This window comes from Streptomyces sp. NPDC005262, assembly GCF_042872425.1.
Lineage (GTDB): Bacteria > Actinomycetota > Actinomycetes > Streptomycetales > Streptomycetaceae > Streptomyces.
Map to the genome: position 1 here is coordinate 417353 of NZ_JBIAKK010000004.1, position 26429 is coordinate 443781.

A 26429-nucleotide genomic window follows, 5' to 3' on the forward strand; every position below is an offset into this window, starting at 1 on the left:
CCCGCTCCCTGATCCAGCCTGATCCAAACGAAAGATCCTGGGCGAAGCCGCCCTTTCCAGCCCCCGCTCGTCGCGTCCGCAGTGTCGCAGTACGGAGAGTCCAGGTGACCCAGGTGCCTCAACTGCCCCAGACGCCCCAGGTGACGGCCTTCGCCCCCGACTCGCTGGTGCTGAACCGCAAACTGCCGCTGTGGTACCAGGTCTCGCAGTCCCTGCGCGCCTCCATACTCGGCCGCGCCCAGGACGCCTCGCTGCGGCTGCCGACGGAGGAACAGCTTGCCGCGCACTACGGCGTCAGCGTCCTCACGATGCGGCAGGCGCTCAAGGAGCTGGAGACGGAGGGGCTGATCAGCAGACACCGGCGGCGAGGCACCTTCATCGAGCCGCGCGCCCGGCGGGTGTCGCCGGTGCGGCTGCTCGGCTCGATCGACGCGATCGTCGCCCAGCAGTCGGGCGAGCGGACCACGGTTCTCGGCCATGGTCCGCTGGCACTGACCGGCGATCTCGTGGAGTACTTCCCTGAGTGCACGGAGGTGGTCGGCTACCGGCGGCTGCGCTGCGACGACGACAGCGGTGAGCCCACCAACTGGGCGGAGAACGCCGTGCATCCCGAGGTCGCGGCCCGGCTCGATACCGCCGATCTCGAACGCTGGCCGATGACCAAGGTGCTGCGCGACCGCGTCGGCATCCGGATCGCGCGGATCACGGACACGGTCGAGGCCCGGCTCGCCGACCCGGCCACCGCCGAGATCCTGCAGGTCCCACTGCTCAGCCCGATCCTCTTCTACACGGGGGTGACGTACGACGAGAGCGGCCGGGTGGTGGATGTGGCACAGATCCGGTACCGGGGTGACCGGTTCTCCTTCTCGGTGACTGTGGAAGCACACTGACCGGCCACCCTCCCGCGTCACGCCGTTACGATGCCTGGGGCGGGCAGACGTGGCGACGGGGAGGACGACACGGTGGCAGCACGGGCGGGCGCCGGAGCCGGCGGGGACGACGACATCCCGTTGCTCGACGACCTCATGCCATGGTCCGTACGACCCCTGCGCACCGGGCGCCAGTGGGTGACGGCTCCGGACACCGCTTCCCTCAAGGCCCGTTGGGCGCGGCTGGTGCGCGCCGAGGGAGCCGAGCGCGAACGGCTCTTCAGGCCCACCCGTTCGCGTGACCCGCAGACTCCGGTCGCGGTGCTGCCCGGACAGTCCGGCTCCACCACCCGGTTCGCCCGGGAGTCCGGCCCCTGCCCCGAGCCGGTACGGATCCTGCACGGTCCGTTCGACGAGCAGTGGCTGATCCCCGACCACCGGCTGATCGACGCCGCCCGCCCGGAACTGTGGCGGGTCGCCGACGGCCACCAGCTTTTCGCCGTCGAGCACGGGTACGTACCGCAGGACGCCGGTGCCGCCCTGTCCGTGACCGCACTGCTGCCCGACGGTCACTCCCCGGCGGGCCGCCCCGGCCGGATCCGGCCGCTCTACCGGCGGCCCGGTGGACTGGAACCCAATCTGGCGCCCGGTCTGCTCGGGCTGCTGCGCGCCCGGCACGGTGACGCGGTCACCGCGGAGTCCGTGCTGGCGTGGACCGTCACGGCGGCCCGCCACTCCCCCGCCGGCTGCGTGGTACCGCTGCCCGCCGACACCGCACGCTGGTGGGCCGGGGTGGAGCTGGGGCGGGAGCTGCTGCGGCTGCAACTGCGCGGTGCCCGTGGCGGGGAGCGCCCCCGGCTGCCCGGCGGACGGCGCCCCTATGTGCGGGCCGCGGTACCGGCCGCGCCGGGCACGCTGGAGTACGACCCCGATGACGAGGCGCTCCTGCTGGGTACCGGACGCATTTCGCCGGTACCGGCGGGGGCCTGGGAGTTCCGGGTGGGCGGGGTGCGGATGCTGGAGCTGTGGTTCGGGCGGCGGGCCTCGGCGGACGCGGCTGACGGGCTGGAGGCGATACGGCCCCGGGGCTGGCCCCAGGAGTGGACCTCGGAGCTGCTGGAACTGATCACCGTGCTGGCGCTGCTCACCGAACTCCGGCCCCGGCAGCAGGCGTTGACCGACGGTCCGCAGCTCACCACCGGTGACCTGGCGGCGGCCGGCGTCCTGCCGGTCGCGACGACGGCGCGCCGGCCCGCGTCGGTGCTCGACCACCAGGAGGAGGGGCCGGACGGGCAGTTCGCGCTGCTGTGACGGCGTCGGCGCGCATCCGCGCTACCGGTCGAACGAGTCCAGCACCCGGTGCAGCGCCCGGTCGAAGACACCGTCCAGGTCGATCGGTCCGGGGTCCTCGGCGAATCCCGCCGCCATCCGCGGATACTTCCCGGTCGCGATCTGGCTGATCAGATAGCCGGTGCGCGCGGCGTGCTCCTGCTCCTCGGACCAGGGCAGCGACCGGCTGCGCTCCGCCGTGGCGATCTCGTTGGCCACATAGGTGGTCACCACGCCGTTGACCATGGCGATGAGTTCCATCTTCTCGCCGAACCGTGCGTCGACCCCGTCCAGGCAGCTGAGCGTGTACTCCAGATACCGCAGCGCGTTCGGGCTGAAGCCGTACACGGGTGACATGAGCCGCGGCACCCAGGTGTGGCGGTGCATCATCTCGCGGGCCTGATGGGCCAGCGCGATGAGGTCCGCGCACCAGTCGCCGGACGGCTCCGGGTACTCGTACCCGCCGCTGACCGCGTCGAGCATCAGCTCGTACAGGTCCTCCTTGCGGGGCACGTAGTTGTAGAGCGACATCGTGCCGCAGCCGAGCTCCGCCGCCACCTTCCGCATGGACACCGCGTCGAAGCCCTCCGCATCGGCGATGCGGACGGCGGCTGCCGCGATGTCGGCGCGGCTGAACGCGGGCCTGGGGCCGCGGCCCGCACGCTCGGGGCGCGCCCAGATCACTTCGGGTACAGCGGGTCGCCCCACCATCGATCATCACCTCGTTCACCATCCTAGTTACGTACACCGTACGTAGTGCGATACGGTGAGCCGCATGACAACTACGTACGCTGTACTTAGTGAAGGTCTGGAGAAGCACTACGGCGATGTCCATGCGCTGCGCGGACTCGATCTCGCTGTCGCCGAAGGCGCCGTCTGCGGAGTACTGGGGCCGAACGGCGCGGGCAAGACCACCGCCGTCCGGGTGCTCACGACACTGACAGCCCCGGACAGCGGCAGCGCCAGGGTCGCCGGGCACGACGTGGTGCGCGAGGCGGCCTCGGTACGCGCGGCGATCGGCGTCACCGGGCAGAACGCCTCTGTCGACGGCGAGCTCACCGGCCGACAGAACCTGCGGCTCTTCGCCAAGCTCCTGCGGTTCCGCGGTGATGCCGCGCGCATCCGCGCCGACGAGCTCCTGGAACGCTTCGAGCTGACCGACGCCGCCGACCGCCCGGCCCGCACCTACTCGGGCGGCATGCACCGCCGCCTCGACCTCGCCGCCAGCCTGCTGACCCGGCCGAGGGTGCTCTTCCTGGACGAGCCGACCACCGGACTCGACCCGCACAGCCGCAACCAGATCTGGGCGGCGGTACGCGAACTGGCCGGCCGGGGCACGACCGTCCTGCTCACCACGCAGTATCTGGAGGAGGCCGATCAGCTGGCGGACGACATCGTGCTGATCGACCGGGGCCGGACCGCCCACCGCGGCACCCCCGCCGAGCTGAAGGCCCTCATCGGTTCGTACGCCGAGGTGGTCGTCCCCCAGGCATCGGCGCTGATCCCGGCAGCGGCTGTCCTCGACCAGCTCACCGGCGCCGAACCGGTGCTCGACCACGAGCGGCGCACCGTGGGCGCCGTCGCGACCGACGCCACGCTCACCCTCCCCCGTATCGTCCGCGAACTCGACGCGGCCGGCGTACCGCTGATCGATGCGAGCCTGCGCCCGCCGACGCTCGACGAGGTCTTCCTCCGCCTGACCGGCCGCGGCGACGGCCGCACCTCCCCGCCCCTGAAGGAGACAGCAGCATGAGCAGCGCCGTACTGGCCCATGAGCAGCGCAGCGGCCCCGGCACGAGCACCCCGGTCGCCGACAGCCTGGCCGTGCTGGGCCGCCATCTGCAGCGGATCAAAGCAGCCCCGGGCGTGGTGATCCTGACCCAGACCATGCCGATCACGATGCTGCTGTTCTTCGGCTACGTGTTCGGCAGCGCCCTGGCTGTGCCCGGCCAGGAGTACCGCGCGTTCCTGGTGCCGGGTCTGCTCGCGGCGACGGCGGCCAACGGCATCATGACCGGGATGTTCCAGTCCGCGCAGGACTGCCACCGCGGGGTGATGGACCGGTTCCGCACTCTGCCGATGTGCCGGCCCGCCGTGCCGTTCGGCCAGACCGCAGCCGATCTGCTGACCACGGCCGGCGGCATGTTCCCGCTGATCCTGGTCGGGCTCGCGGTCGGCTGGCGGATCGAGGGCGGCCCGCTCGCCGCCCTGGGTGCCTTCGGACTGCTGCTGCTCCTCCGGTTCGCCACGTCGTGGCTGGGCTGCTGGCTGGGCCTGCTGATCCGCAACGAGGAGGCGGCCGGCCAACTGGGCAGTGCCACCTTCGTCCTGCCGCTGCTGTCCAGCGCATACATCCCGACCGACAACCTGCCGGGCTGGCTGCGGACGGTCGCGGAGTGGAACCCCATCAGCGCCATGGCCGCGGCCACCCGCGACCTGTTCGGCAACGCATCACCGCCCGCCGACGCCGCCTGGCCGGTCGCCCACCCGGTGGCGGGCACGCTCGCCTGGTCGGCCGTGCTGCTCCTGGTCTTCGTACCGCTGACCGTACGGCGCCATGCGCGCGGCGGCGAGTGACCCGCACCGGTGCCTGCCCGACCGCCGGCACCGTGCCCGCCGTCCGGGGGCGACACCCGGCTCCGTGACGCCGGGGCCTGTCGCGGACACGCTCCGGCGCCCGCCGGTCACTTCTGCGGTATCAGCTCCGGTCCCAGCGAGGAGAACTTCTCGTGCGACACGACCCGCTTCGGCGGCCAGGTGATGTTCTTCGGCGGCCACTTCTGCCCGGTCTTCTGCAGGAACCAGGCCGGCGGCTCGTACATCGGCGGCTCGTAGCCGTCCGGCAGCGCCGTCTTCCACCGCAGTCCCTTGGTGCGTTCCGCGAACTCGGCCTTGATCGCCTTCAGTCGCTCCGGCTGCGTGATCAGGTCGACAGCGGTCGCCGCCAGATACTTCGCCGCCGCGAGCACCGCCGCCTGACCGGGAGCGGCGGCCGCGCACGCGGCCGTGGACCAGGTGTGCATCTTGGTGCCGATCGGGGCCAGGGCCGCGCCCATCGACACGGTCGGCACATTCCAGCTGATGTCCGCGACATCCGTCGAACCGCCGCCCATGAAAACCGGGTTGGGCGGGGTGAGTGCGCCGACCTTGTCGTGCATGCCGGCGGCCGGCAGTCCGAGTGACTCCTGGAGTTCCTTCGCCAACGCGTGCGCCTCGTCCGTGAACGCGGGCGGACCGATCTGCGTCATGTTCTCGTGCAACAGTTCGGCGAAGGACTTCGACGGCAGCTGGTTCCAGCAGGCCGAGGTGATCCGGTGTCCGACCGTGGTCTGGCTGGCTTTCGCCGCCGCTTCGGAGACCGCGATCACCTTGTCGAGCAGCACCTGGACGCGGGCCGGGCTGCCTTCGCGCACGTAGTACGAGATCTCGGCGATCTCCGGGGTGACGTTGGGGATGTCACCACCGTTGTTGATCACCCAGTGGAGCCGGCCCGACGGGGCGAGGTTCTCCTCGCGCAGGAACTCCGACATCGTCGCCATCATCACGGCGGCGTCCAGCGCGCTCTTGTTGCCGAGCGGGGTGCCGCCGTGTCCGGCGACCCCGAGGAAGGTGAACGTCACCGCCGTCATCGCGGTGGTGGTGCCCCAGCCGGTGGCGTTGGCCGTGGACGGATGCCAGTCCAGGAAGGCGTCCAGGCCGTCGTACACGCCCTTGCTGACGGCGTACGTCTTGCCGATCAGTGCCTCCTCGGCCGTCGAGCCGAAGAACTTCACGGTGACCGGAAGCCGGTGCTTCTTCGCGGCCTGGGCGACGGCTGCCGCGGCCGCCGCCGCGGCCGTTCCCAGCGCACTGTGCCCGCAACCGTGTCCGGGGCCGTAACCGGGCGCGAACGGGTCATGGATGTACTCGCGCGGGTCGTGGTGGCCGACGCCCTTGTTCTGCGAGAGGCCGGGCAGCGCGTCGTACTCCCCGCTGAAGCCGAGGACCGGGCCGCCACTGCCGTGGCGGAACGTGGCGGTGAACGCGGTCGGGAAGCCCGCGGTGCCGAACTCGACGTCGAAGCCCGCCTTCTCCAGGAATTCGGCCTCGGCCAGTGAGGAGTTCCACTCGCGCAGGCTGAGCTCGGCGTGGTCCCAGATCTCCGCGTTGAGCCCGGTGATCCGACCGCTGTTGCCGTCGATCCAGCCCATCGCCGCCTGCTTGGCGGGGCTGTCCTGCGTCAGTCCCTTCGGAGCCTCGTAACCGTCGCCCGTCGCTGCATCGGCCGCCTCCGAGGCCGCGGCCATCGCCGGGTCGGCGTCGGCCGCCATCACCGCGGTGGTCACCCCTGCCGCACCGAGCATCTGCATGATCCGCCTCCGGCTGAGGACCGGACCGGCCGCCATGGCCGCTTCGTGCGCGTGCTCGTGCTGATCGTGCAGGTCACACATGTACGCCTCCGGGGGTGAGGTGCCGTGTACGTGCCAAACGATCAGCACCCTGGCCCTGGAAGTTTTCGACGTCAACAACTCGGGACGAAAAACTTGTTACGTACACGGGCTCCCGCACACCCGCCATCGGCCCGTACGACGCACCACGGGCGTGGCATCGACTCGGCGAACAGGCGCCGGGATGAATGGTGTTGGCACACCATCCGGGCATGCGCGCGAACCGTGCCGCCATCGATCACGGTGCCGGGGCGGGGCGGCACCGGGGGCGGAAGCCGGGAACGAGGACCGTACCGGCGCTCGGCGAGCACACCGAAGCGCTGCTGCGGGCCGCGGGGATGACGGACGAGCAGGGAGCAGCGCTGCGCCGGGACGGTGTGATCGCCTGAGCGGCCCGAGCGGTGGGCCGGATCAGTCGGGGACGAGCGATCGGTCAGGGGCCGGTGGTGACGGGCCGTCGGGTCAGTGGCGGCCGCCGAAGAGCGAGCGTCGCAGTCGCCGCAGCGGCGCGAAGAGCGAGACACGCGCGCTCTTGCTCCGGCGGGTGTGCGAGGCGTCGCGCGAGGTGAGCTCGAGCATCAGCAGCGTCGCCTCCGCGGTCTCGCGCTGCGGGACGGCGGGACCGCCGAGCACAGCGAGATGGCGGTCGAGGCGCGAACTGGTCGCACTGCTCCCACATGTGATGGCAGGCACACGCGGCCTGCTGCGCATCGCTATCTGTTCCATGTCACTCCCCACCCGTACGAGGGCACCCGGCCCGGGCAGGTTAACCCTATCCCCCCACTATGACACTCGTGTATCCCGGGCGTCGGATTGAGCACACACATACGGAGGTTGACGACCGGGCTCATAATTCGCTCGATTCCAGGGCGAGTTGGACAGACCGGGAGCTGTTGCACCGCAGCGGCGGATTGTTGCGCAAGGGGGTCTGGAACGGGCCGGTCTGAGCTAGCGTGGAGAGGTTTCCGCTGTGCTGCCGCCACTCCTGCGGATGGGGGATCACCGTGAGCGAAGTGCCGGGCGACGACCGACTGATCGCGGGCCGATACCGCCTGCTGGGACACCTGGGCCAGGGCGGGATGGGGGTGGTGTGGCGGGCGCGCGACGAGGTGCTGGGGCGCGAGGTCGCCGTGAAGGAGGTCCGCGCCCCGTCGGGGCTCGCCTCCTCCGACGTACAACGGCTGTACGCGCGCCTGGAGCGGGAGGCGTGGGCGGCGGCCCGGGTCTCGCACCGCAATGTGGTGACCGTCTACGACGTGGCGACCGAGGACTCCCGCCCGTGGATCGTGATGGAGCTGATCCGGGGACTCGCGCTCTCCGAAGTACTGGACGCCGAGGGGCCGATGCCCGCTCAGCGGGCCGCGCGCATCGGTGCGGAGGTGCTGGCCGCGCTGCGCAGCGCCCATGCCTCCGGCGTGCTGCACCGCGACGTGAAGCCCGGCAACGTGCTCCTCGCCAACGACGGGCGGGTGGTGCTGACGGACTTCGGGATCGCCATGGTCGAGGGGACGTCCGCACTCACCATGACCGGCGAGCTGATCGGCTCGCCGGAGTTCCTCGCACCGGAGCGCGCGCTGGGGCGCACGCCGGGGCCCGAGTCGGATCTGTGGTCGCTCGGAGTGCTTCTGTACGCCGCGACCGAGGGCAATTCCCCGTTCCGTCAGAACACACCGCTGAACACCCTCCGGGCGGTGGTCGACGAAGAGCTGCCGCCGCCCCGGCGGGCCGGCCCGCTCGGCCCGGTCGTCGAGGGGCTGTTGCGCAAGGATCCCGCCGAGCGGCTCTCCGCCGAACAGGCCGAGCACCAACTGCGCATCATCGCGGCGGGCGGGGCGCCGCGCGCCATCGGGGCGGGTACGCCGGATCCGTACGGGCCGACGACGACGGCCGGCACCATCACACCCCGGGCGCCACTTCCCGTACCCCCGCCACCCTCCCCTGACCAGTCCACGACGGCGGAAGTCACCCCCGCCGGGCCGCCGCGCCGGGCGGTCGCACTGCTCGCCGTGGGCGTGGCGGTGCTGCTGCTGGCGATCGGCGGGATCATCTGGACGCTTGCGGACCGGGGCGACGGCAGCGGCACGGAAGGCGCCGCGGGCAGCGGCCCGGGTGCGACCAGCAGCGCTCCGCACACGGAGCCCGCCGCACAGGAGGCGTCCGGATCCGCCGGAGCGCAGGGCGGCAGCAGCTCCACCGGCGACGGCGGCACCGCGGGCGAGGCCGTGAGCGGCGGAAGCAGCCACAGCAGTACGAGCAAGCCGCCGCCGCAGACCGTGACGGTTTATCTCACCTCGGTGCGCGGCAGTTACGAGGGCAGCTGTCCTCCCCCGCACGATTCGGCGCCTGCGGTCGAGGCGACCGTCACGGTGGGGCGCACACCGGCGGTGGTCGAGTACCGGTGGGTGCTGAAGGACGGTACGAGTTCCGATCCCGGCTGGCAGTCGCTGTCCTTCGGTTCCGGCGACGGTCGCGCGAAGCAGGTGTCGCACACGGAACTGACGTACCAGCAGGACGCCACGTACCACGGAACGATCACGCTGGAGGTCAGGAGTCCGGTCGCGGTCACCTCGAACGGGGTGGAGTTCTCGGTGACCTGCCGGACGGAGACCCCGTCGAACGGGGCCTCCGACCCGGCGGACGACTGACCCGGGCGGTCCGCCCGGTCAGGCGGCGGAGCTGAAGGCGGGCAGGTAGCCGCCCGACTGTCCGGAGGCCGTGGGGTGGTACGACTCACCGATGTTGAGCCAGTTGACGCTGTGCAGCCATGCGCTTCCCGAGCAGATCTCGTGCCCGGTGAACCTCCCGGCGACATCGCTGAAGGTGAAGCCGTGGTCGGCAGCACGCTTGGCGGTTGCCGCGTTGAGGTAGTCGGACGCGCTGTTGATGGCGGAGCGCTCGGTCTCGCTCAGACCGGCGATGCAGCTGCCGCCGAGCTTGTAGAAGCGGGGGTAGCCCAGGACGACGACATGGGCGGACGGCGCCCTGGACCTGATCGCCGTGTACACCGAGTTGAGCTTGCCGGGCAGGGTGGTGTCGACGTAGCTGCGGGCTGTGGCGATCCGGCTGAGGCAGGTGGACTCAGACTGGAGCACACAGGTGGTCATGACATCGGCGAAGCCTGCGTCGTTGCCGCCGATGGAGATCGAGACGAGGTCGGTCGAGGAGTTGAGCGGGGAGAGCTGTCCAGCCGTCACATCGTCGGTGCGGGCACCCGAACAGGCGGTGAAGGCGAACGACGAGGGCGCGTTGGCGTTCGCCCAGAGGACGGGGTAGGCCTTGGTGCTGCGCTTGCAGTCACCACTGGCACTGTCGTAGCTGCCGGACCCGACTCCCGAGGAGTACGAGTCGCCGAGGGCGACGTAGTCGACGGCCTGGACGGACGATGCGGCGTTCGCGGTGGCTGCCCCGGTCAGGGCGAGTACGGCACCTAGCAGGAGCGAGGACGAGAACGCCACAAGTCTGGACATTTTCATGGAACCTCCCTTGGACCGAACCGGCAGGATCTCTGCCTACTCAGTGGTAGCAGCAGCGTCGCCGCTCCGGAAGTGTCCATGCCAAGTCGATCGGATGAGCGCTTCCTGGCGGCCTCCTGAGGCTCGGTCACACCGAAATCCGGCATCCTGCGCACCGGTGGACAAAGCTGCTGCCGCGGAGTGAACGGCCCATGTGCGGGCCGGTTGACGGGAGGTGGCGAAACCTGGGTGCGCCGGCTGCCGCCGTGCCGGATCATGGGCGCCATGTCTGCCAACCCTGAGGCCGCTCTGCCGATCCGGCTCACCGTCGACGACAGCGACTCCCCTGCCGACGTCGTCGACGCGCTGTTCCTCGGCCGCTTCGCGACGGGCGAGCAGCCGTACTCGCACAGCTCCTCCCTCGACCGGGTGAAGTCCGGGGCGACGCTGCTGCCGCCCACCGCCAAGGTGCTGCGCGCCGCCCGCGACGACGACCGCAGCGCCACACTCGCCGAGGGCGACGGCTGGACACTCCTCATCTCGCGGTGGAACCGCGGCGCCGACGTCACCGTCACCGCGACCACCCCCGAGCTGGCGCAGCAGATCCTCGATCAGGCGACGGACGGCGCCCAGGACGAACCGGAACCGCAGCCCGAGAACGTGACGATGGGCTTCTGGTACGTCTCCCCACGCCGCGGACCGCACCGCACCACCCGGCAGATCGCCGCCGGTACATGGGACGAGGTGCGTGACAACTACACGGCACCGGTGGCCGATGCCATGGACCGGCTGATGAAGGTGACCCCGGACGACATCGCGGGCCGGCTGCTCCTGCTGCACGGCCCGCCCGGCACCGGCAAGACATCGGCGCTGCGCACGCTGGCGCGGTCCTGGCGGGACTGGTGCCAGGTCGACTGCGTACTCGATCCGGAGCGTCTCTTCAACGACGTCGGCTATCTCATGGACATCGCGATCGGCGAGGACGACGGCACGGCGAAGGGCCGGTGGCGGCTGCTGCTCCTGGAGGACTGCGACGAACTGATCCGCGGCGAGGCCAAGCACACGGCGGGCCAGGCGCTGTCCCGGCTGCTGAACCTCACCGACGGGCTGCTGGGCCAGGGCCGCAACGTACTGGTGGGGGTGACGACCAATGAGGACCTGGAACGGCTCCACCCGGCGGTGGTCAGGCCCGGCCGCTGCCTGGCCCGGATCGAGGTGGGCCCACTGAGCCGCCGGGAGGCAGTGGCCTGGCTGGGTACGGAGGAGGGGCTCGGCCGGGAAGGCGCGACGCTGGCCGAGCTGTACGCACTGCGGCGCGGCACCGGGCCGGCGTCGGTACCGAAGCAGGACGCGGGGGCGGACGCGGGACTGTACCTCTGAGCTGTTTCCGCCGTCGCCGGACAGGCTTGAAGTCGGGCCCGTGCGGGGCAGTCGGGGACAACCTTTGAGGACGTGCGGCGTCCGAGGGCATCTTTCAGGTCCGCCCGGCACTCGATGGCAGAACGGCTGCCGGACGGCCCCGGTCCGCCCTGTCAGCCCTCGTACGCCACCCGCACCGCATCCTCCACCAGCGACGCCGCCCGGGCGCGGGACAGCCCGAGCCGCCTCGCCTGCTCCGCGTACTCCCGTGCCGCAGCAGCCGCCTTGCGGTCCGCCGTATCGCCCGCGGCGGCGATGAACGTACCGTTGCGGCCGCGGGTCTCGATCACCCCGTCCGACTCCAGCGCGCGGTACGCCTTGGCGACGGTGTTCGCGGCGAGGCCGAGTTCCTCGGCGAAGCCGCGTACGGTCGGAAGTCTGTAGCCGACGGGCAGTTCGCCGGACCGGGCCAGTTCGGAGATCTGCGTGCGCAGTTGCTCGTACGGGGCGGTGCCGGCGTCCGGATCAATGGCGATCTTCAAGGTCACGGGCCGATTCTCCCCCACCGCCGGAAATTCGGAGGCGTCCGGGCCGGACCGCCGCGTACCGTCCGGCGCATGACTGTCATCGTGCGCGACTTCCTGCCCACCGACGCCGAGGCCTGGGTACGGGTGCGGCGAGCCGCACTCCCGTACATGGTGACCACGCCCGAGCAGGTCGTCTTCGAGCAGACGGCCGCCCACCCCGACAAGCGGTACCGGCTGCTGATCGCCGAGGAGGACGGGGAGATCATCGGCACCGCGCAGGTCGGTATCGCCTATGACAGCCCGGAACCCGGCCAGGGCTTCTGCAATCCCTACACGCTCCCCCGGCGGACGGGCCGCGGGGCGGGCTCGTTGCTGGTGCGCACCGCCGAGGAGTACCTGGCCGGCGTGGGTGCCGTCGCCGTCTACACCTGGGTGCTCGACGAACCGGCGAGCCGGGCCTTCGCCGAGAAGCGCGGCTACGCGCCGAGCCGCCCGGCGCACTTCCTCCATCTCGACCTGGCACACGGCACCCTGCCGCCCCGCCAGGAGCCCCCGGCCGGTGTGCGGCTGCGTACGGCCGCCGACTTCGCCGACGACCCGAGGCCGCTCTTCCAGGCGGACGCCGAGTGCACGGCGGACGAGCCGAGCGACACTCCGACCGAGCTCGCGGACTACGAGGACTGGCTGCAGCACACGTGGAACGACCCCGGTCTCGACCGGGAGCTCACCTCGGTCGCGGTGGTGGACGGCCAGGTGGCGGCGTTCAGCGCCGCGAACACCGACGGTCTGACCCGCTACTGGTCGGGGATGACGGGCACCCGCAGGGCCTACCGCAACCGGGGCCTGGCAAAGCTCGCGAAGAACGACTCGCTGCACCGGGCACGCGCGGCCGGCTACACGGACGCGTACACCGGCAACGACGCGGACAACGGCCCGATGCTGGCGATCAACACATGGTTCGGCTACGGGATCTGCGCCACGGAGGTACGGCATGTACGCAAGCTCGGTTGAGGTCGCTCTGGTCAAGGCGGGCCGGACGAAGATCCGCTACCCGGCGGACGTCGTACGCGACGACGGCGTCCGGGTGACGGTGACGGCCCCGTGGGCCGCGCCGGGCATGCGCGACTTCGGCTTCGTACGGTTCGAGCCGGGCGATGTCTTCACCGAGCACTACTGGCGTGACCGGTGGTTCGCGGTGAAGGAGGTCCGTACCGGCGGGGGGACGCTGAAGGGCTGGTACTGCGACATCACCCGGCCTGCCGTGCTGCGCGACGGGGAACTGCTCGTGGAGGACCTGGATCTCGACCTGTGGGTGTCAGCCGACGGCTCCTCCGTACTGCGACTGGACGAGGACGAGTTCGAGGAGAGCGGCCTGGCCGCACGCGATCCGGCTGCTGCGGATGCCGCCCGCCAGGCACTGGACGAGCTGGAGCGCCTCGCCCTGGCGGGCGGGCTCGCGGGCCTGCTGGCCCCGGCGAGCCCGTCCGGCGCCACCCCCTAACGCACCACCAGCTCCACCTCGAACCCTGCCGCGTTCTCCAGATACGCGGCGCAGTGCCCCTCGCCGCCCGCGTACGGGTGGCGGTCCGGGAACAGCAGTCGCCAGCCGTGGTCCGGGGCCCGCGCCACCAGCGCGTCCAGCGTGGCCCGGTCCCGGACATGGAACGCCAGGTGGTTCAGACCCGGGCGGAGCCGGTCGTGCGGCCCCGGGGCCAGATCGGCCGACTGCTCGATCACCAGATAGCTGTCGCCGCGCCGCCAGCTGCGGCCGCGCTCCCAACTCTGGTACGGCACGTGGCCCAGCTCGCCGAGCAGCCAGCCCCATCCCGCCTCGGCCGCCGCCAGGTCGGGCACCCACAGCTCGATGTGGTGCACCCCGCCGGTGCGGGCCCCGCCCGATGGCAGCGGGACCGCGCGGCGGATGCCGTGCGGCTGGTAGGCCACGGTGTCGCCGTCCTCGTGCCAGTGGATCAGGAAGCGCTCCCCCGCCCGGTATCCGTCCAGGCCCGCACGGCAGTACGCGACGATGTCGTCGGGCAGGGCGTCCAGCGGGAACCAGGCGAGTCCGGAGCACTTCTCCGGCTCACGGTTGTACGGCGGGCGGGCGGGGTCGTACTCCGCCTCGAAGAACCAGCCGGTCCGGGGGGCGCCGCCGGGGCCGCGGTGCTGCATGACCAGGGCGACCCGCAGTTCGTCCGGGTCCAGTTCGACACCGATCTCCTCGGCGGCCTCGCGGATCATCGCCTCGCGGACGTCCTCGCCGTCCTCCACATGCCCGGACGGGACGTTGAACAGCCCGTCCGCGTATCCCGTACCGGCGCGGCGGGCGAGCAGCACGTCGGGGCCGCGGCGGAGGATCAGATGCACATCGACGATCTCGGTGTGCCGGTGCGGCGGTTCGGCGCGGGCCAGCAAAGCGTAGCGGTCGTCGTCGACGTGCTTGCCCCACAGGTCCGGGTCGTCGGAGAGCCGCTCGTGGTGGATGCGCTCGGTGAGCGGGGCGAGGAGTCCGGTCAGCTGATCGGCGGAGAGACCCACCCCGCCCCACACCCCTTCGATCATCAGCAGCCGCCCGCCGGTCCGGAGCAGCCCGAACCAGTGGCGCAGGGCCGCCGCGGGGTCGGGCAGCAGCCACACCACATGACGGACCATGATCACGTCGAACTGCTGCTTCCCGACCGGCGGTCGGGCCGCATCCCCGACCAGCACCTCGGCGCCCGTCCCGGCGAGCTTGGCCCGCGCCTGCTCGACCATGCGCGGTGACCGGTCGACGGCGGTGACGCGGTGGCCCTGCCCGGTGACGAGCAGGGCCAGACTTCCGGTGCCGCATCCCAGGTCGAGCACATCGGAGCGCTCGCCGGGCAACCAGCTCTCCAGCCGCTGCGCCCATGCGTGCCGGACCACCGGATCGAGCAGCCCGTGGTCGGGCTCCTCGTCGAAGGAATCGGCGGCGGAGTCCCAGTCGATCGTCGTCATGCGCCGATCGTCCCAGCCACCACCGACACAGTCGATCAGCAGACCGGCCGCTCACGGTGGTGAACGGTGTCGCACGCGCTGTCCGCGGGCCGCGCCGCCTCGCCCGTGGACGGCGGGACGGAGCGCACGACACGGGACGGAAGCACCGGGTACCGCGTATACACGGCAGGTATACATTGCATGTATACCTGCCGTGTATAGTCCTGCGCATGTCCATAGGCCACACCCTCCTGGAGTCCGGTCCGCACCATGGTTGCGACCCGAAGCGGACCTTCGACGAGCAGTTCGGCCACGTTCGGCCCCTGCACTCCGGACAGGTCTGCTCGACGATGTCCCGCACCCACGCGGCACGGGGCGCCGCCTACTGCGACCGCGAGATCGTCGTACGCGACGGCCGATCCCGGGACCGGGAGCGCGCCGCATGAATCCGGGCCGTGGCACAGCACTGCGGATCCCGGACCACAGCCGGTCGAGTGGGTCCATCGACTCGAATCGGCCGCAGAGAGGGCAGACGCGCCTGGCCGCGATAGACGGGCTCCGCCTGGTAGCAGCGGCGGCTCGAATTCCGGGTGGTCGACCATGCCACCACCGCCGGCAGCGAGGGCCGGCCCTCCTGGGCCGTGTGCGCGGCCGTACTCACACTCTGTCTCGGGCTGCTGGCACTGACCGGTGTCGGACCGTTGGCGGGACTGCAATGGCGGTGGCTGGTCACCGCCGGGGGGCTCACCTATCCCTTCTACCTCGTCCACCAAAGCATCGGAATTCCCTTGGCCAAGGGCTTGATCAAGGCAGTACCGGAGCTGGGACTGCTTCCGTCGATGGCGTTGTCCGTCATCTGCGTGCTGGGTCTGGCCGCGCTTGTCCACACAAGGGTGGAGCATCGGCTCGGACGCCTCCTGAGGCATCGCCTGACACTTGACCTGCGCCTGAAGGACCTCGCTGTGGAGCCCGCTTTCCCCCGCGCGCGGTAACGCGAGGTGAGACCGGTCGGAAGCGATCCGCTCACCGCTCAGCAGGTTCGACCACTCGTACAGGATTCCTCTACCTGCCCAACGACTTCCCGCCGTTCAAGCGGGTGCACGCCTCACCATTGCGAACCGACTCGTGCAGGACAGTCAGGAAATTCACGAAGGCGATCCCAAAACCGATAGCGAGCCCGCGCTGCCGGCTCGCTTCTGCGCACTTCAGCAGCATCCCTCTCTCCATGACGACCGCGGAGCTCACGGGCCGGGAGCAACCTGAGCGCCGTGACAGTCATCAAGAACCAATTCCAGTAACCATCCGATTCAGGGAAGGGTCTCGCATGCCCCTCAACACGCGCATACGACGGTCTCGAATACTCATCGCCGTCGCGACAGCCGTGGCCGCCGTCCTGGCCGTCGCGCTGATTCTGGGCCTGACGGTCACGACCTACGATCACACCTCGCCGCGCGCCGCCCGTGGCAAGGCATCGGGGTCGGTGGCCGGGAACGTCGACTGCCGCAAGGCGAAGTGTGTGGCCCTCACCTTCGACGGCGGCCCCAGCCTGACGACCCCCGGACTGCTGGACATCCTGAAGCAGGAGGATTTGCACGCGACGTTCTTCGTCCAGGGCAAGGGCCACATCGCGAAGTACCCCGAGATCCTGCGTCGCATCTCGGATGAAGGGCACGAAATCGGAAATCACACGTGGAATCATAAAAATTTGACGGATATCGACGTGGCCGACGCCCGCCGGGAGCTGACCGGGACACAGGACGCCATCGAGAAGGTCACCGGCACCAGGCCCATCCTGATGCGTCCGCCGGAGGGCCGCACCAACCGCGAGGTGGCCAAGGTCTGCCGGGACTTGGGGCTGGCGCAGGTGCTGTGGAGTGTCACGGCCAAGGACTACGAGACGACCGACTCGGCCCTGATCACCGAGCGGGTGCTCGACCAGACCCACCGCGACGGCATCATCCTGCTGCACGACCTGCACAAGGGGACCGTGCCCGCCGTCCCGGGAATCATCAAGGCGCTCAAGCAGCGCGGCTACACCATCGTCACGGTGTCGCAGCTGCTCGCCCCCGCCGAGCCCGAACCGGGGATGGTCTACCGGCCCTGAACGACCGCAACGTGGACTTTCCTGAGCCCCCTCTCAGACGCTCCGCAAAGGTGTTGGGCGTTCTACGACTTCCCCGCCGAACCGGATCCACCTGCGGACGACGAACCCCATCGAGTCCACGTTCGCCACCGCCCGGCTGCGGACCAAGGCCTCCCGCGGTGCCGGCTCACGCACCCGCCGCCCTGACCATGGTCTTCAAGCTCGTCGAGTCCGCCCAGCAGCAGCGGTGGCGGGCTGTGAACGCACCCCACCTTGTCCCACTCGTCCACGCAGGAGCCCGCTTTGAACGCGGACAGCTTGTTGAACGGCCGGAGACCGCCGCGGCATGAATGCAGTGGCGAATTTGCCTCGCAGTTCGAGATCATCCCGGCGTGACAGATGACGCCTCAGGACAGTATCGAGCAGGCCAGACAGCCCTGCTGGCCGTCGTGGACGAGGCCGAGCCACTGGTCGAGCACTGGCGGCGGCGTTTCGATTCCTCGGCATCGGCCGGGATACCCGCACACGTGACGGTGCTCTTCCCGTTCCTGGACATCGATCGCATCGGCGCTGCGGTGAACGACGATCTCAGGACGCTGATCGGGGAGAGCAATCCCTTCACGATCCGGTTCGACGGGTGTCGGCGCTTTCCTGACGTGCTCTACCTCGCGCCGACACCAGACCAGCCGTTCCGCGCGCTGACCGAGACCATCGCGGCGCGATGGCCCGAGGCCCCGCCCTACGGCGGGCAGTTCGCCGACGTCATCCCGCACCTGACCGTCGTCCACGGTCAACAGCCTCACGTCTTCGACGAGGCGGAAGCGGCGTTGGCCGCACAACTTCCGGTCACCGCGAAAATCACGTCGGTGAGCCTATTCGTCAGCGACGGCAAGCACTGGCAGCAGCGCGCAGAGTTCCCGTTGCTCGGGTAATCTCCCCCATCCGCGAAGCCGGTGAACTCAGCAACCAGCCGATCCACAGGAATTGACAATTACTCGCCCGCACGTTTACCGCGATGGAGACGGGATCAGGCGCGACTGGGGATGACCCGCACTGGCCTGGACAGAGGTGTGGCTATCCGCCCTCAGTTCGTCAGTGGGCCCCGCTTTGTGGCGCCCGCTGGCCCGAGGCTCTGGAGGTTCCGTAGCGTGTCAGTCATGCCGATGCCTGTCCTGTACTGCCGCCATCCGTTGAATCCTCGACGCGTGGACGAACACTTCGCGCAGGAAGCACAGGAGGTGCGCGCCTGTGGCGGGGTGGTGGGACTGATCGACCACGATGCACTGCTGCAGGGTGACGCACAGCAGGCTGTTGCACACGTCCCGGCTGGGCTGGGGGACGCCTGGTACCGGGGTTGGATGATTCCGGGCGATCGATACGCCGCGTTGGCTGAGGCGCTGAGCCGACGCGGCACCGCATTGCTCGTCGCCCCGGAGCAATACCGGGCCGCTCACGAACTGCCGGGCTGGTATCCAATGTTCGTCGACATCACCCCCGCGAGCGTGTGGCGTCCCACCAAGCCAGGTGAGATCTTGGCCGCCGAAGACCTGGCTGTACTCGCCGAGCCCTTGCCACCGGGCCCGGGAATCGTGAAGGACTACGTCAAATCCCGCAAGCACGAGTGGGAACAGGCCTGCTTCATTCCCGATCTCGCCGACGCGGTGGGGCTGACACGGGTCGTGCAGCGCTTCGTGGAACTGCAGGAGGAGTTCCTTGCCGGTGGGGTCGTTCTGCGCAGCTTCGAGACGTTCTCGAAGCTGGAGTCCGTTGCGGCTGAAGTGCGCGTGTGGTGGCTGGACGGCGATCCCAGGCTGCTCACGCCCCACCCGGACAGCCCGTTTGGGCGCGGGCTCGTGCCCGACCTTGACCATATCCGGCCTGCTGTGCAGCGTCTGGGATGCCGCTTCGTCACAACCGACGTGGCCCTCCGCTCGGACGGGGTGTGGCGAGTCGTCGAAGTCGGCGACGGCCAAGTCAGCGACCTGCACCCGTCCAGCAGTCGAGGCGAGTTGGCCGCTCTGCTGGTCGGTCCGTAGTACTTGCGGAAGCCGCCCCGCGCTGTCATCCCCCAGACCGGTCTAGCCTTCGCCGGACTGAGGCCCACACACCTGGGCCGGCCGGATGCGCAGCCGTCGCCCCGGGGCCACCCTGGAGGGATGAGCGCGCCGATAGTCGTCCGCGGCCTCTCCCTCTCGACGACCACGGACAGCCCCTGCTCCGCATCAAGACTGCTGACAGGGGCTCACCGGTGGACTTTCCTAGCCCCTTCTTAGACGCTCCTTAAGCCCGTCATAACGATCGCCGAGTACCCCTTCCAGCAGCGGTTTTCGGGGCGGCGGGCGGCTAGCTTCTCCTGCACGCAGACGTGATCCGCCGAAGGAGAGACGCACCATGACCGTGATCAGGACCGCTCGCCGCAAGGTCGCCGCAATCGTCGCGCTCGGTGTGGCGCCGCTCGCGCTGACCGGCCTGTCCGCGGCTCCGGCCGCCGCACATGGCTCGCTGACGGATCCGGTCAGCCGGGTCTCCGCCTGCTTCGCGGAGGGGCCCGAACATCCGAAGTCGGCGGCGTGCGTGGCCGCGGTCGCGGCGGGCGGGACGCAGGCGCTGTACGACTGGAACGGGGTCAACATCGCCAATGCGGCAGGAAATCACCGGCAGTTGATCCCGGACGGGAAGCTGTGCAGCGCGGGCAACGACAAGTTCAAGGGGCTCGATCTGCCGCGCGCCGACTGGCCGTCGACCAAGATGGCGGCGGGCAGCCACACCTTCCACTTCCGGGCCACCGCACCGCACAAGGGCTCGTTCGAGCTGTATCTCACCAAGGCCGGTTACGACCCGACGAAGCCCCTGAAGTGGTCGGATCTGGAGTCCGAGCCGTTCGCCACGGCCGCCGGCCCGAAGCTGGAGAACGGATCGTATGTGTTCGACGGCACCGTGCCGAAGCGATCGGGACGGCAGCTGATCTACACAGTCTGGCAGCGCTCGGACTCCCCCGAGGCGTTCTACGCCTGCTCCGATGTGGTCTTCGGGGGCGCCGACGGCGGTGCCGACGGCAGTGGTTCGGTGGGCGCGGTCCCTGCGCCGACCGCGTCCGCGCCGACCGAGCAGGAGATCGCCGGGGGCGCCGACAAGTCGTCCGTGGAGCACGGCGGTCATGGTGACGACGATGCCGGTACGGGCGCGAAGGTCACCCAGGCGGCTCCGTCCGCCGGTTCGTCGGCAGGGCCGTCCGAGGCGAACGCACCCGAGCCGGACAGCGCCACCGGCCCCGCCCCGGCGGGTGAGAGCCTCGCCGAGACGGGTGGCGACGGCAGTACCCCGTACCTTGCGATCGGCGGTGCGGCCGCGCTCGCCTTCGGCGCGGCCGCACTGTTCGCCTCGGTCCGTCGCCGGGCCGGCGGAGCGGCCGGGCGCGGACACTGAGAGGCGGTTCGGGCCTGGCCTAGCCGATGACGGAGGCGCAGGTGGTCGGGGTGGCGTGCGCCGGGTCCAGGGCGTTCGCCACCTCGTGGTAGGCGATCAGGTCCACGGTCCCGATCGCCACGTGCTCGGACAGGTCGACGGGGCACAGGTCCTGGAGCAGGACGTTGCGTACGTTCGGCCCGTCCAGGTACTGCGTGCGGTACGGGGTCACGACCTCGTCGTACCTGGTCGAGATGACCGTGTACCGCACCCCGGGCACGGTGTCGCCGCCCGCGTTGAGTTTGGTGATGAAGGGGGATCCGGCCATCTGGTCGGCGAGGCCGGGTGTGTGGGCGTTCAGCAGGTCCTCGGCGCCCGGGAAGTACGGAAGCAGGTTGGTCAGCCCGAGGAGGGTGGTGCCGTGGTTGTCGGGGGCGAGCCCGATCAGGGCGTTCACCTTGGCGCCGCCGCCGAGGAACTTCAGGTAGTAGTTGGGCATCATGCCGCCCTGGGAGTGGCCGACGATGTCGGCCTTGGGCGCTCCGGTGGCGGCGAGCACCTGGTCGACGAAGGTGTCCAGCTGGCCGGCCGATTTGTCGATCGGGCCGAGGCCGTTGAAGAACGGCACGCCGGGCAGCTGCCCGTAGTCGAGCGAGTAGACGCAGTAGCCCCGGGCGACCAGGTACGGGGCGAGGACGAGCCAGTTGTCGACCGAGTTCCCGAAGGTTCCGTGGACCAGGACGACGGGGCGTGGGTGGGCTGCGGAGGGTTTGCAGGAGTAGTCGTTCCAGCCACGGGAGGGGGCCGTGGCGGCGGTGGGGGTGGCTGCGGTGGCGGTCGCCGTGGGGGTGGCGAACGCTGCGACGGCGAGGAGCAGTGCGACGAGTCGTCTCCGCGCACGTGGGGTGCGCGGCGCACGTGTCCAGGGCAGCATCGTGTGGTCTCCTTGCGGCTCAAGGGAGTTGCGATGTCACTGCGCCCTGCGGCCCGGACCACAAGTTCTGTACCGACGTTCTATGTGCTCATGCCAAATTACGCGCGAGTAAGGTAGCGGGGGAAGTTACGCGTCGGTAAAAACTGACGTGGCATCAGTCAAGATCTCCGGCAACTTCAGGTGACGACAGGTCAGGCGGCGAGCCGGCCCGGCATCACGGCCTGCGGACCGAACCTGGCCCGCAGCCGGTCCGCCACCGCCTCGATCCGCCGCGCCCGTTCGTCCACGGGGTCGAACGACAGCTGGTGGGAGGCCCGTTCGCGGTCCGTGAGCCCTTCGGCGCGCAGCCCGATCCCCCGCACCCTGGCCCGCTGCAGCCCGAACGAGTCATGGATCCGGTAGGCGAGTCCGGTGAGCTCCGCGGAGTGGGCGGTGGGCTCACGGAGCGTACGGCTGCGGGTCAGCGTCGAGTAGCCGGTCCGGTCGGCGTACCGCACGGAGACCGCGAGCGCCCGGCACACCTGGCCGTCCCCGCGCATCCGGGCCCCCAGCTCCTCGGCGAGCGACATGAGTGCGCGGCGCTGCCGCTCCGGGTCCAGTTCGTCGCGCGGGAAGGACCGCTCTGCGGCGACCGACCGGGCGGCGGCGTTCGGCACGACCTTCGTACGGTCGATGCCGCGCGCCCGCTCCCACAGTTCGCGCCCGGTCCGTACGCCGGTGATCCGTTGCAGGGTGGCGAGCGGAGCCGCCGCGATCCGGCCGGCGGAGTCGAGCCCGTATCCGCACAGGGCGCGGGCGGTAGCCGCCCCGACACCGTCCAGCGCGACGGCCGGCTCGGCCGCGAGGAATGCGGCGCCCCCGCCGCCGGGAACCACACAAGTCGTCCCGGGCACGGCCCGCCGCGCCGCCATCCGGGCCAGCATCGGGTTCTCGGCCGCCCCGATCGCACAGTCCACCCCGTGCAGGGCGAGCGCACGGACCCGGATCAACGCCGCCAGCCCTGCCGCGTCCCGCCCGAAGTAACGCAGCGCACCGCGCACATCGGCAAGGACTCCGTCCGGCGGCGCCGCCTCGACGACCGGGGTGAATGCGCCGAGGAGAGCGAGCAGCCCGGCGTAACCGGCGCTGTCCGGAGGGCCACCGCCGACCTTGCGGAACCGCAGGTACAGGATCCCCGGTTCCTCGTACGTGTCGCTCATCCCGCACTCCCCGGGGACTGGTGCCACAGCTTCCTTCCGGTGGCGACGCCTTCGCCGGGCGGCTGGAGGTCGGACCAGGGGTTCATCTCGTATCCGGTCGGCAGGTGGATGCGGCGGCCGTTGTCGGCCACCCGGTCGCCGGAGGGCTCCTCCTCCGCTGCGGGATCCTCCGCCAGCCGCGCCGCGACCGCGTCGAGCCCGCCGGTACGCCGCAGCTCGGCCAGTTCCGCCAGGTTCCAGGCGGCCTCGCCGACCACGCTGAGACTCTGCGGCCCGCGCCGCTGCACCACTCCACGCACGAGCAGCAGCCAGGAGTGGAAGACGGTGTGCGCGCAGGCGGTGTGGCTGTCGTCGAAGAAGGCCAGGTCGACCAGGCCCGTACCGTCGTCCAAGGTGGTGAAGATGACCCGGCGGCCGGACCGGATCGGCGGGGTCTGAGTGGCCGCCTTGGCACCCGCGACCAGCACGGTCTCCCCGTGCCGTGCCTCGCGCAGCCGCTTGGCGGAGACCGCGCCGAGCTCCTTCAGGAACGTATGGTGATCACCCATCAGGTGGCGGGAGACGTCCATGCTCAGAACACCGAGCTCGGCGCTGAGGCGTTCCGCGTCGTTCAGGTCCGGCAGGCCGATGGATCCGGTCTTCCGGCCGTCGTCGAGCGGGAGTTGCGCGCCACCGGATCCGGACCTCGTCCCGGTTCCCCGCTGGGCGCGGTGCAGCTCGGAGAGATGCAGCAGCAGATCACGGCGGTTGGCACCGAAAGCGTCCAACGCACCGACCTGGGCGAGTCGTTCGGCAGCCGGCTTGCCCGGCCGGGCCCGCTGCCAGAAGTCCAGCAGCGAGGTGTAGGGCCGGCCGGCCTCGATCCGGGCGACCTCGGCCTTGCTGATGCCATGGACGTCCGAGAGCGCCAGCCGAAGCCCCCACACCCCGGAACCCTCCCCCTTACCGGACACCAGTTCGATTCGATGAGCGGCCGCCGACCGGTTCACATCCAGCGGCAGCACCGGCACACCGCGCCGCCGCGCGTCCGCGAGCAGCAGCCGCTTCGGGTACATCCCCGGGTCATGGGTGAGCAGCCCGGCGTAGAAAGCGGCCGGGTGGTGCGTCTTGAGCCACGCCGACTGGTACGTCGGTACGGCGAAGGCGACCGCGTGCGCCTTGCAGAAGCCGTACGAGCCGAACGCCTCGATGATCTCCCAGGTCCGGGCGATCACTTCGGCGCTGTAGCCCTTCGCCGTCGCCCGCTGCGCGAACCCGTCCTTGATCCGGCCCTGCTGCTCGGGGTCGGAGAGCCCGCGCCGCACCCGGTCGGCCTCGTCCCGGCCGCAGTCGGTCATGATGTCGACCATCTCGATGATCTGTTCATGGAAGACGACCACGCCGTATGTCTCACGCAGCGGTCCCTCCAAGTCGGGGTGGGGGTAGCGGACGGGCGCGCGGCCGTGCCGGGCCTCGATGAACGGCCGCACCATGTCGGCGGCGACCGGCCCCGGCCGGAACAGCGAGATGTCGACCACCAGATCGTGGAAGGTGGCGGGCTGCAGCCTGCCGACCAGGTCGCGCTGGCCCGGCGACTCGATCTGGAAGCAGCCCAGCGTCTCGGCGGTCCTGATCAGCCGGTACGTCTCCGGGTCGCCGGGCGGCACGGCGTCCAGGTCGATCTCCTGGCCCGAGGCCCGCTTCACCTCCATGACCGCGTGCGCCATCGCCGACTGCATCCGTACACCCAGCACATCGAGCTTGAGCAGCCCGAGGTCCTCCACGTCCTCCTTGTCGAACTGCGCCATCGGAAAGCCTTCGCCGCTGGTGGGCATGACGGGCGTACGGCGCAGCAGCGAGGCGTCCGAGAGGAGCACCCCGCACGGGTGCATGGCGATGCCGCGCGGCAAGGCGTCCAGCGCCTCCACCAGCTCCCAGAGCCGCCCGTACTTCTCCTTCTCCCGCGCCACCTCGCGCAGTTCGGGCAGCTCCTCCATGGCCGCGCGGGCGTCGCGGGCCCTGATGTGCGGGAAGGCCTTGGCGAGCCGGTCGGTCTCGGCCGGGTTCATGGAGAGCGCGGCGCCGACGTCCCGGATGGCGTGCCGCACCCGGTAGGTCTCGGGCATGGCGACGGTCGCGACCCGCTCGGCGCCGAAGCGTCCGATGATCGCGCGGTAGACGTCGAGGCGGCGGGCGGACTCGACGTCGATGTCGATGTCGGGCAGTACGAAGCGGCGCTTGGAGAGGAAGCGCTCCATCAGCAGCCCGTGCTCGACGGGGTCGGCGTGGGCGATGCCCAGGAGGTGGTTGACCAGCGAGCCGGCCCCGGAGCCACGCGCAGCCACCCTCACCTTCATCTCCCTTACGTCATCGACGACTTGGGCGACCGTCAGGAAGTAGGAGGCGAAGCCGTGGTAGTCGATGATGTCCAGCTCGTGGTGCATCCGCTCCCAGTAGTCGCGCCTGCGGTCGTAACCGCGCAGCACCATGCCGGCGGCGGCGCGGGAGGCCAGTACGCGCTGGGCGGTGCGGCGGCCCGCACCGACGAGGTGCGGCTCGGGGAAGTGGACGGTGCCGAGGCCGAGGTCGCGCTCGGGGTCGACGGCGCAGGCGTCGGCGGTGCGCCGGGTCTCCGCGAGCAGCCGCGACCCGGCATCGCGGCCGAGTCCGGCGGCGGAAGTGATCCGCTCGGCGGTCTCCCGCATCGCACGGTCGTCCTTGAGCCAGCGCTCGCCGCTGTCGAGCGCGGCCCGGCGCGGATCGACGGGGACGAGCCTGCGGGCCGCGTCGAGCACGTCGGCGACCGGGCCCTGCCCGGCGTCGGCATACCGGACGGCATTGGTCAGCACGGCCCGTACCCCTTGTTCTGCAGCGAAGCCGACGGTACGGGCGGCAAGCCGCAGCGACCCCGGACCGGTGCCTTCACGCCCGTGATGGACGGCTTCGAGGCGCAGGTCGTCGCCGTAGATCTCCCGCCAGGGCGCGAGCAGCACGGCGGCCCGGTCGGGGCGTCCGGCGGCCAGCGCCATGCCGACCTCGGAGGCCGGGCCGAGCAGCACGGTCAGCCCTTCGGCGGGCAGCGCGGACCGGTCGACCAGGGGCTGCCCGGCACCGGTCCGCAGGTCGCCGGTCACGGCATGCGCGGCGGTGACGAGACGGCACAGCTCCGCCCAGCCGCGTGCGCCGTCCCGGGCGAGGAAGGTGACCCGGGGTGCCGATTCATCGACGAAGGCACCGCCACGGACGGGGGTCCGCAGCCGGTGCGCACCCCCACCCTCCGGCATACGCTCCGCACCCTCAGCCGCCACCGCGAGCCCCACCCCGAAGAGCGGTCGCACCCCGGCCCTGTCGCAGGCCTTGGCGAACCGGACCGCGCCCGCGAGGGTGTCGCGGTCGGTCAGCGCGAGGGCATCCATCCCCCGCTCGGCGGCGCGCTCCGCCAGCCGCTCCGGGTGCGAGGCCCCATAGCGCAGGGAGAACCCGGAAACAGTGTGCAGATGCGTGAACCCGGGCACCCGCACCTCCTGGACCGATCCGTACTCACCACCCCCCTCGCTCTCCACCATAGACCAAGTTTCGAACATCCGTACGATACTCGGAGCGCGGCACACCGGCCGCGCGCTCCGGCCGGCCATGCGGCCCGGCCTCACCCGCGGGACAAGGGGCGCCCTGGACTCCGAGGCATGACTTCGCTGACAGAACGGCACCCTGATCGCCGATCCAGCAGCGCACGCTCGGGATCGTCGACGTGACCCCGACCTTCGATCAGGCCTACCTGGTCGTGGGCTGGTACGCCGACGGCTACTGGACCTCGTCGAGCCTGGGCGCGTTGGTCGTCTTCGCAGTCGGTATGGCCACGCTCGCCCTTCAGACACCCACCGACATAAGCGGCATCGACCTGGCCGTCCTCG

24 protein-coding genes and 1 pseudogene are annotated in these 26429 nt (G+C 70.7%); 16 read left to right on the top strand and 9 right to left on the bottom strand.

Annotation, left to right across the window (positions count from 1 at the left end; genetic code table 11):
* Positions 1-104 precede the first annotated feature (104 nt).
* A complete protein-coding gene (locus tag ACFYP5_RS14990; protein WP_389035219.1) occupies positions 105-890 on the top strand; it encodes a GntR family transcriptional regulator in 786 nt (261 codons plus the stop codon).
* Positions 891-962: 72 nt separating this feature from the next.
* Positions 963-2180: a type ISP restriction/modification enzyme gene (locus ACFYP5_RS14995; RefSeq protein WP_389035222.1), complete on the top strand. Its 1218-nt coding sequence runs from the start codon at positions 963-965 to the stop codon at positions 2178-2180.
* Positions 2181-2201: 21 nt separating this feature from the next.
* On the opposite strand, the gene ACFYP5_RS15000 is transcribed toward ACFYP5_RS14995, so the two are convergent.
* Entirely contained in the window at positions 2202-2909 is a 708-nt protein-coding gene (locus ACFYP5_RS15000; protein WP_389035225.1) for a TetR/AcrR family transcriptional regulator, read from the bottom strand.
* 64 nt (positions 2910-2973) lie between these two features.
* On the opposite strand from ACFYP5_RS15000, the gene ACFYP5_RS15005 reads away from it, so the two are divergent.
* Together ACFYP5_RS15005 and ACFYP5_RS15010 are read left to right on the top strand one after the other, a co-directional pair.
* Entirely contained in the window at positions 2974-3951 is a 978-nt protein-coding gene (locus ACFYP5_RS15005; protein ID WP_389035227.1) for an ATP-binding cassette domain-containing protein, read from the top strand.
* A complete protein-coding gene (locus tag ACFYP5_RS15010; RefSeq protein WP_389035229.1) occupies positions 3948-4775 on the top strand; it encodes an ABC transporter permease in 828 nt (275 codons plus the stop codon). Before ACFYP5_RS15005 ends, ACFYP5_RS15010 begins: the two co-directional genes overlap by 4 nt.
* A 107-nt stretch (positions 4776-4882) precedes the next feature.
* Here ACFYP5_RS15010 and ACFYP5_RS15015 read toward each other — a convergent pair whose 3' ends face one another.
* Positions 4883-6628 carry an amidohydrolase gene (locus ACFYP5_RS15015; RefSeq protein WP_389035231.1) on the bottom strand — a complete coding sequence of 582 codons (1746 nt, stop codon included), beginning with the start codon at positions 6626-6628 and terminating at the stop codon, positions 4883-4885.
* A gap of 209 nt (positions 6629-6837) precedes the next feature.
* Here ACFYP5_RS15015 and ACFYP5_RS15020 point away from each other — a divergent pair, with 209 nt between their 5' ends.
* Positions 6838-7014 (top strand): hypothetical protein, encoded by a 177-nt coding sequence (locus tag ACFYP5_RS15020; protein ID WP_389035362.1) that lies wholly within the window; start codon positions 6838-6840, stop codon positions 7012-7014.
* A gap of 73 nt (positions 7015-7087) precedes the next feature.
* Here ACFYP5_RS15020 and ACFYP5_RS15025 read toward each other — a convergent pair whose 3' ends face one another.
* Positions 7088-7351: a hypothetical protein gene (locus ACFYP5_RS15025; protein ID WP_389035234.1), complete on the bottom strand. Its 264-nt coding sequence runs from the start codon at positions 7349-7351 to the stop codon at positions 7088-7090.
* Between the two features lie 278 nt (positions 7352-7629).
* Between ACFYP5_RS15025 and ACFYP5_RS15030 the strand changes: the two genes are divergently transcribed.
* Positions 7630-9270, top strand: a complete 1641-nt coding sequence (locus tag ACFYP5_RS15030) for a serine/threonine-protein kinase (protein WP_389035237.1) — start codon at positions 7630-7632, stop codon at positions 9268-9270.
* Between the two features lie 18 nt (positions 9271-9288).
* Here ACFYP5_RS15030 and ACFYP5_RS15035 read toward each other — a convergent pair whose 3' ends face one another.
* Complete coding sequence (locus ACFYP5_RS15035) at positions 9289-10098, bottom strand: SGNH/GDSL hydrolase family protein (RefSeq protein WP_389035241.1); 810 nt, start codon at positions 10096-10098, stop codon at positions 9289-9291.
* Between the two features lie 264 nt (positions 10099-10362).
* Between ACFYP5_RS15035 and ACFYP5_RS15040 the strand changes: the two genes are divergently transcribed.
* Positions 10363-11457 carry a DUF5925 domain-containing protein gene (locus ACFYP5_RS15040; protein ID WP_389035244.1) on the top strand — a complete coding sequence of 365 codons (1095 nt, stop codon included), beginning with the start codon at positions 10363-10365 and terminating at the stop codon, positions 11455-11457.
* A gap of 152 nt (positions 11458-11609) precedes the next feature.
* Here the strand turns inward: ACFYP5_RS15040 and ACFYP5_RS15045 are convergent, their stop codons facing one another.
* Entirely contained in the window at positions 11610-11984 is a 375-nt protein-coding gene (locus tag ACFYP5_RS15045) for a GntR family transcriptional regulator (RefSeq protein ID WP_389035247.1), read from the bottom strand.
* 69 nt (positions 11985-12053) lie between these two features.
* Here ACFYP5_RS15045 and ACFYP5_RS15050 point away from each other — a divergent pair, with 69 nt between their 5' ends.
* On the top strand, positions 12054-12974 hold the full coding sequence (locus tag ACFYP5_RS15050; RefSeq protein ID WP_389035249.1) for a GNAT family N-acetyltransferase: 921 nt from the start codon (positions 12054-12056) through the stop codon (positions 12972-12974).
* A complete protein-coding gene (locus ACFYP5_RS15055) occupies positions 12955-13464 on the top strand; it encodes a DUF402 domain-containing protein (protein WP_389035252.1) in 510 nt (169 codons plus the stop codon). Before ACFYP5_RS15050 ends, ACFYP5_RS15055 begins: the two co-directional genes overlap by 20 nt.
* Here ACFYP5_RS15055 and ACFYP5_RS15060 read toward each other — a convergent pair.
* Positions 13461-14939 carry a methyltransferase domain-containing protein gene (locus ACFYP5_RS15060; protein WP_389035255.1) on the bottom strand — a complete coding sequence of 493 codons (1479 nt, stop codon included), beginning with the start codon at positions 14937-14939 and terminating at the stop codon, positions 13461-13463. The genes ACFYP5_RS15055 and ACFYP5_RS15060 overlap by 4 nt on opposite strands.
* Positions 14940-15148: 209 nt before the next feature.
* On the opposite strand from ACFYP5_RS15060, the gene ACFYP5_RS15065 reads away from it, so the two are divergent.
* The 7 genes and pseudogenes from ACFYP5_RS15065 to ACFYP5_RS15095 all read left to right on the top strand — a co-directional run bounded on the left by ACFYP5_RS15065 (position 15149) and on the right by ACFYP5_RS15095 (position 20427).
* Positions 15149-15364: a hypothetical protein gene (locus ACFYP5_RS15065; protein ID WP_389035257.1), complete on the top strand. Its 216-nt coding sequence runs from the start codon at positions 15149-15151 to the stop codon at positions 15362-15364.
* Positions 15365-15508: 144 nt separating this feature from the next.
* The gene (locus tag ACFYP5_RS15070; protein WP_389035260.1) at positions 15509-15910 is read left to right on the top strand and encodes a hypothetical protein; all 402 of its coding nucleotides are present in this window, start codon (positions 15509-15511) and stop codon (positions 15908-15910) included.
* Between the two features lie 332 nt (positions 15911-16242).
* Positions 16243-17022, top strand: a complete 780-nt coding sequence (locus tag ACFYP5_RS15075) for a polysaccharide deacetylase family protein (protein ID WP_389035262.1) — start codon at positions 16243-16245, stop codon at positions 17020-17022.
* Between the two features lie 60 nt (positions 17023-17082).
* Positions 17083-17351, top strand: a pseudogene (locus ACFYP5_RS15080) (IS256 family transposase); the annotation flags it as partial.
* A 42-nt stretch (positions 17352-17393) separates the two neighbouring features.
* Positions 17394-17933, top strand: coding sequence for a 2'-5' RNA ligase family protein (locus tag ACFYP5_RS15085; RefSeq protein ID WP_389035264.1), 540 nt, complete (start codon positions 17394-17396; stop codon positions 17931-17933).
* Between the two features lie 225 nt (positions 17934-18158).
* Positions 18159-19037, top strand: a complete 879-nt coding sequence (locus tag ACFYP5_RS15090; protein ID WP_389035267.1) for an ATP-grasp domain-containing protein — start codon at positions 18159-18161, stop codon at positions 19035-19037.
* 355 nt (positions 19038-19392) lie between these two features.
* Complete coding sequence (locus ACFYP5_RS15095; RefSeq protein WP_389035269.1) at positions 19393-20427, top strand: lytic polysaccharide monooxygenase; 1035 nt, start codon at positions 19393-19395, stop codon at positions 20425-20427.
* 19 nt (positions 20428-20446) lie between these two features.
* Here the strand turns inward: ACFYP5_RS15095 and ACFYP5_RS15100 are convergent, their stop codons facing one another.
* The 3 genes from ACFYP5_RS15100 to ACFYP5_RS15110 form a co-directional block, all read right to left on the bottom strand.
* A complete protein-coding gene (locus ACFYP5_RS15100; RefSeq protein ID WP_389035271.1) occupies positions 20447-21340 on the bottom strand; it encodes an esterase/lipase family protein in 894 nt (297 codons plus the stop codon).
* 191 nt (positions 21341-21531) lie between these two features.
* Positions 21532-22539 (bottom strand): hypothetical protein, encoded by a 1008-nt coding sequence (locus ACFYP5_RS15105; RefSeq protein WP_389035274.1) that lies wholly within the window; start codon positions 22537-22539, stop codon positions 21532-21534.
* A complete protein-coding gene (locus ACFYP5_RS15110; RefSeq protein WP_389035277.1) occupies positions 22536-26084 on the bottom strand; it encodes a DNA polymerase III subunit alpha in 3549 nt (1182 codons plus the stop codon). The genes ACFYP5_RS15105 and ACFYP5_RS15110 overlap by 4 nt, the downstream gene beginning before the upstream one ends.
* Between the last annotated feature and the right edge of the window lie 345 nt (positions 26085-26429).

What these genes read in the sequence shown, in the direction of transcription:
- ACFYP5_RS15000 (WP_389035225.1), bottom strand. Translation starts at nt 2,909, where the DNA reads ATGGTGGGGCGACCCGCTGTACCCGAAGTGATCTGGGCGCGCCCCGAG.
- ACFYP5_RS15005 (WP_389035227.1), top strand. Translation starts at nt 2,974, where the DNA reads ATGACAACTACGTACGCTGTACTTAGTGAAGGTCTGGAGAAGCACTAC.
- ACFYP5_RS15010 (WP_389035229.1), top strand. Translation starts at nt 3,948, where the DNA reads ATGAGCAGCGCCGTACTGGCCCATGAGCAGCGCAGCGGCCCCGGCACG.
- ACFYP5_RS15015 (WP_389035231.1), bottom strand. Translation starts at nt 6,628, where the DNA reads ATGTGTGACCTGCACGATCAGCACGAGCACGCGCACGAAGCGGCCATG.
- ACFYP5_RS15020 (WP_389035362.1), top strand. Translation starts at nt 6,838, where the DNA reads ATGCGCGCGAACCGTGCCGCCATCGATCACGGTGCCGGGGCGGGGCGG.
- ACFYP5_RS15025 (WP_389035234.1), bottom strand. Translation starts at nt 7,351, where the DNA reads ATGGAACAGATAGCGATGCGCAGCAGGCCGCGTGTGCCTGCCATCACA.
- ACFYP5_RS15035 (WP_389035241.1), bottom strand. Translation starts at nt 10,098, where the DNA reads ATGAAAATGTCCAGACTTGTGGCGTTCTCGTCCTCGCTCCTGCTAGGT.
- ACFYP5_RS15040 (WP_389035244.1), top strand. Translation starts at nt 10,363, where the DNA reads ATGTCTGCCAACCCTGAGGCCGCTCTGCCGATCCGGCTCACCGTCGAC.
- ACFYP5_RS15050 (WP_389035249.1), top strand. Translation starts at nt 12,054, where the DNA reads ATGACTGTCATCGTGCGCGACTTCCTGCCCACCGACGCCGAGGCCTGG.
- ACFYP5_RS15055 (WP_389035252.1), top strand. Translation starts at nt 12,955, where the DNA reads ATGTACGCAAGCTCGGTTGAGGTCGCTCTGGTCAAGGCGGGCCGGACG.
- ACFYP5_RS15060 (WP_389035255.1), bottom strand. Translation starts at nt 14,939, where the DNA reads ATGACGACGATCGACTGGGACTCCGCCGCCGATTCCTTCGACGAGGAG.
- ACFYP5_RS15065 (WP_389035257.1), top strand. Translation starts at nt 15,149, where the DNA reads ATGTCCATAGGCCACACCCTCCTGGAGTCCGGTCCGCACCATGGTTGC.
- ACFYP5_RS15075 (WP_389035262.1), top strand. Translation starts at nt 16,243, where the DNA reads ATGCCCCTCAACACGCGCATACGACGGTCTCGAATACTCATCGCCGTC.
- ACFYP5_RS15090 (WP_389035267.1), top strand. Translation starts at nt 18,159, where the DNA reads ATGCCGATGCCTGTCCTGTACTGCCGCCATCCGTTGAATCCTCGACGC.
- ACFYP5_RS15095 (WP_389035269.1), top strand. Translation starts at nt 19,393, where the DNA reads ATGACCGTGATCAGGACCGCTCGCCGCAAGGTCGCCGCAATCGTCGCG.
- ACFYP5_RS15100 (WP_389035271.1), bottom strand. Translation starts at nt 21,340, where the DNA reads ATGCTGCCCTGGACACGTGCGCCGCGCACCCCACGTGCGCGGAGACGA.
- ACFYP5_RS15105 (WP_389035274.1), bottom strand. Translation starts at nt 22,539, where the DNA reads ATGAGCGACACGTACGAGGAACCGGGGATCCTGTACCTGCGGTTCCGC.
- ACFYP5_RS15110 (WP_389035277.1), bottom strand. Translation starts at nt 26,084, where the DNA reads ATGGTGGAGAGCGAGGGGGGTGGTGAGTACGGATCGGTCCAGGAGGTG.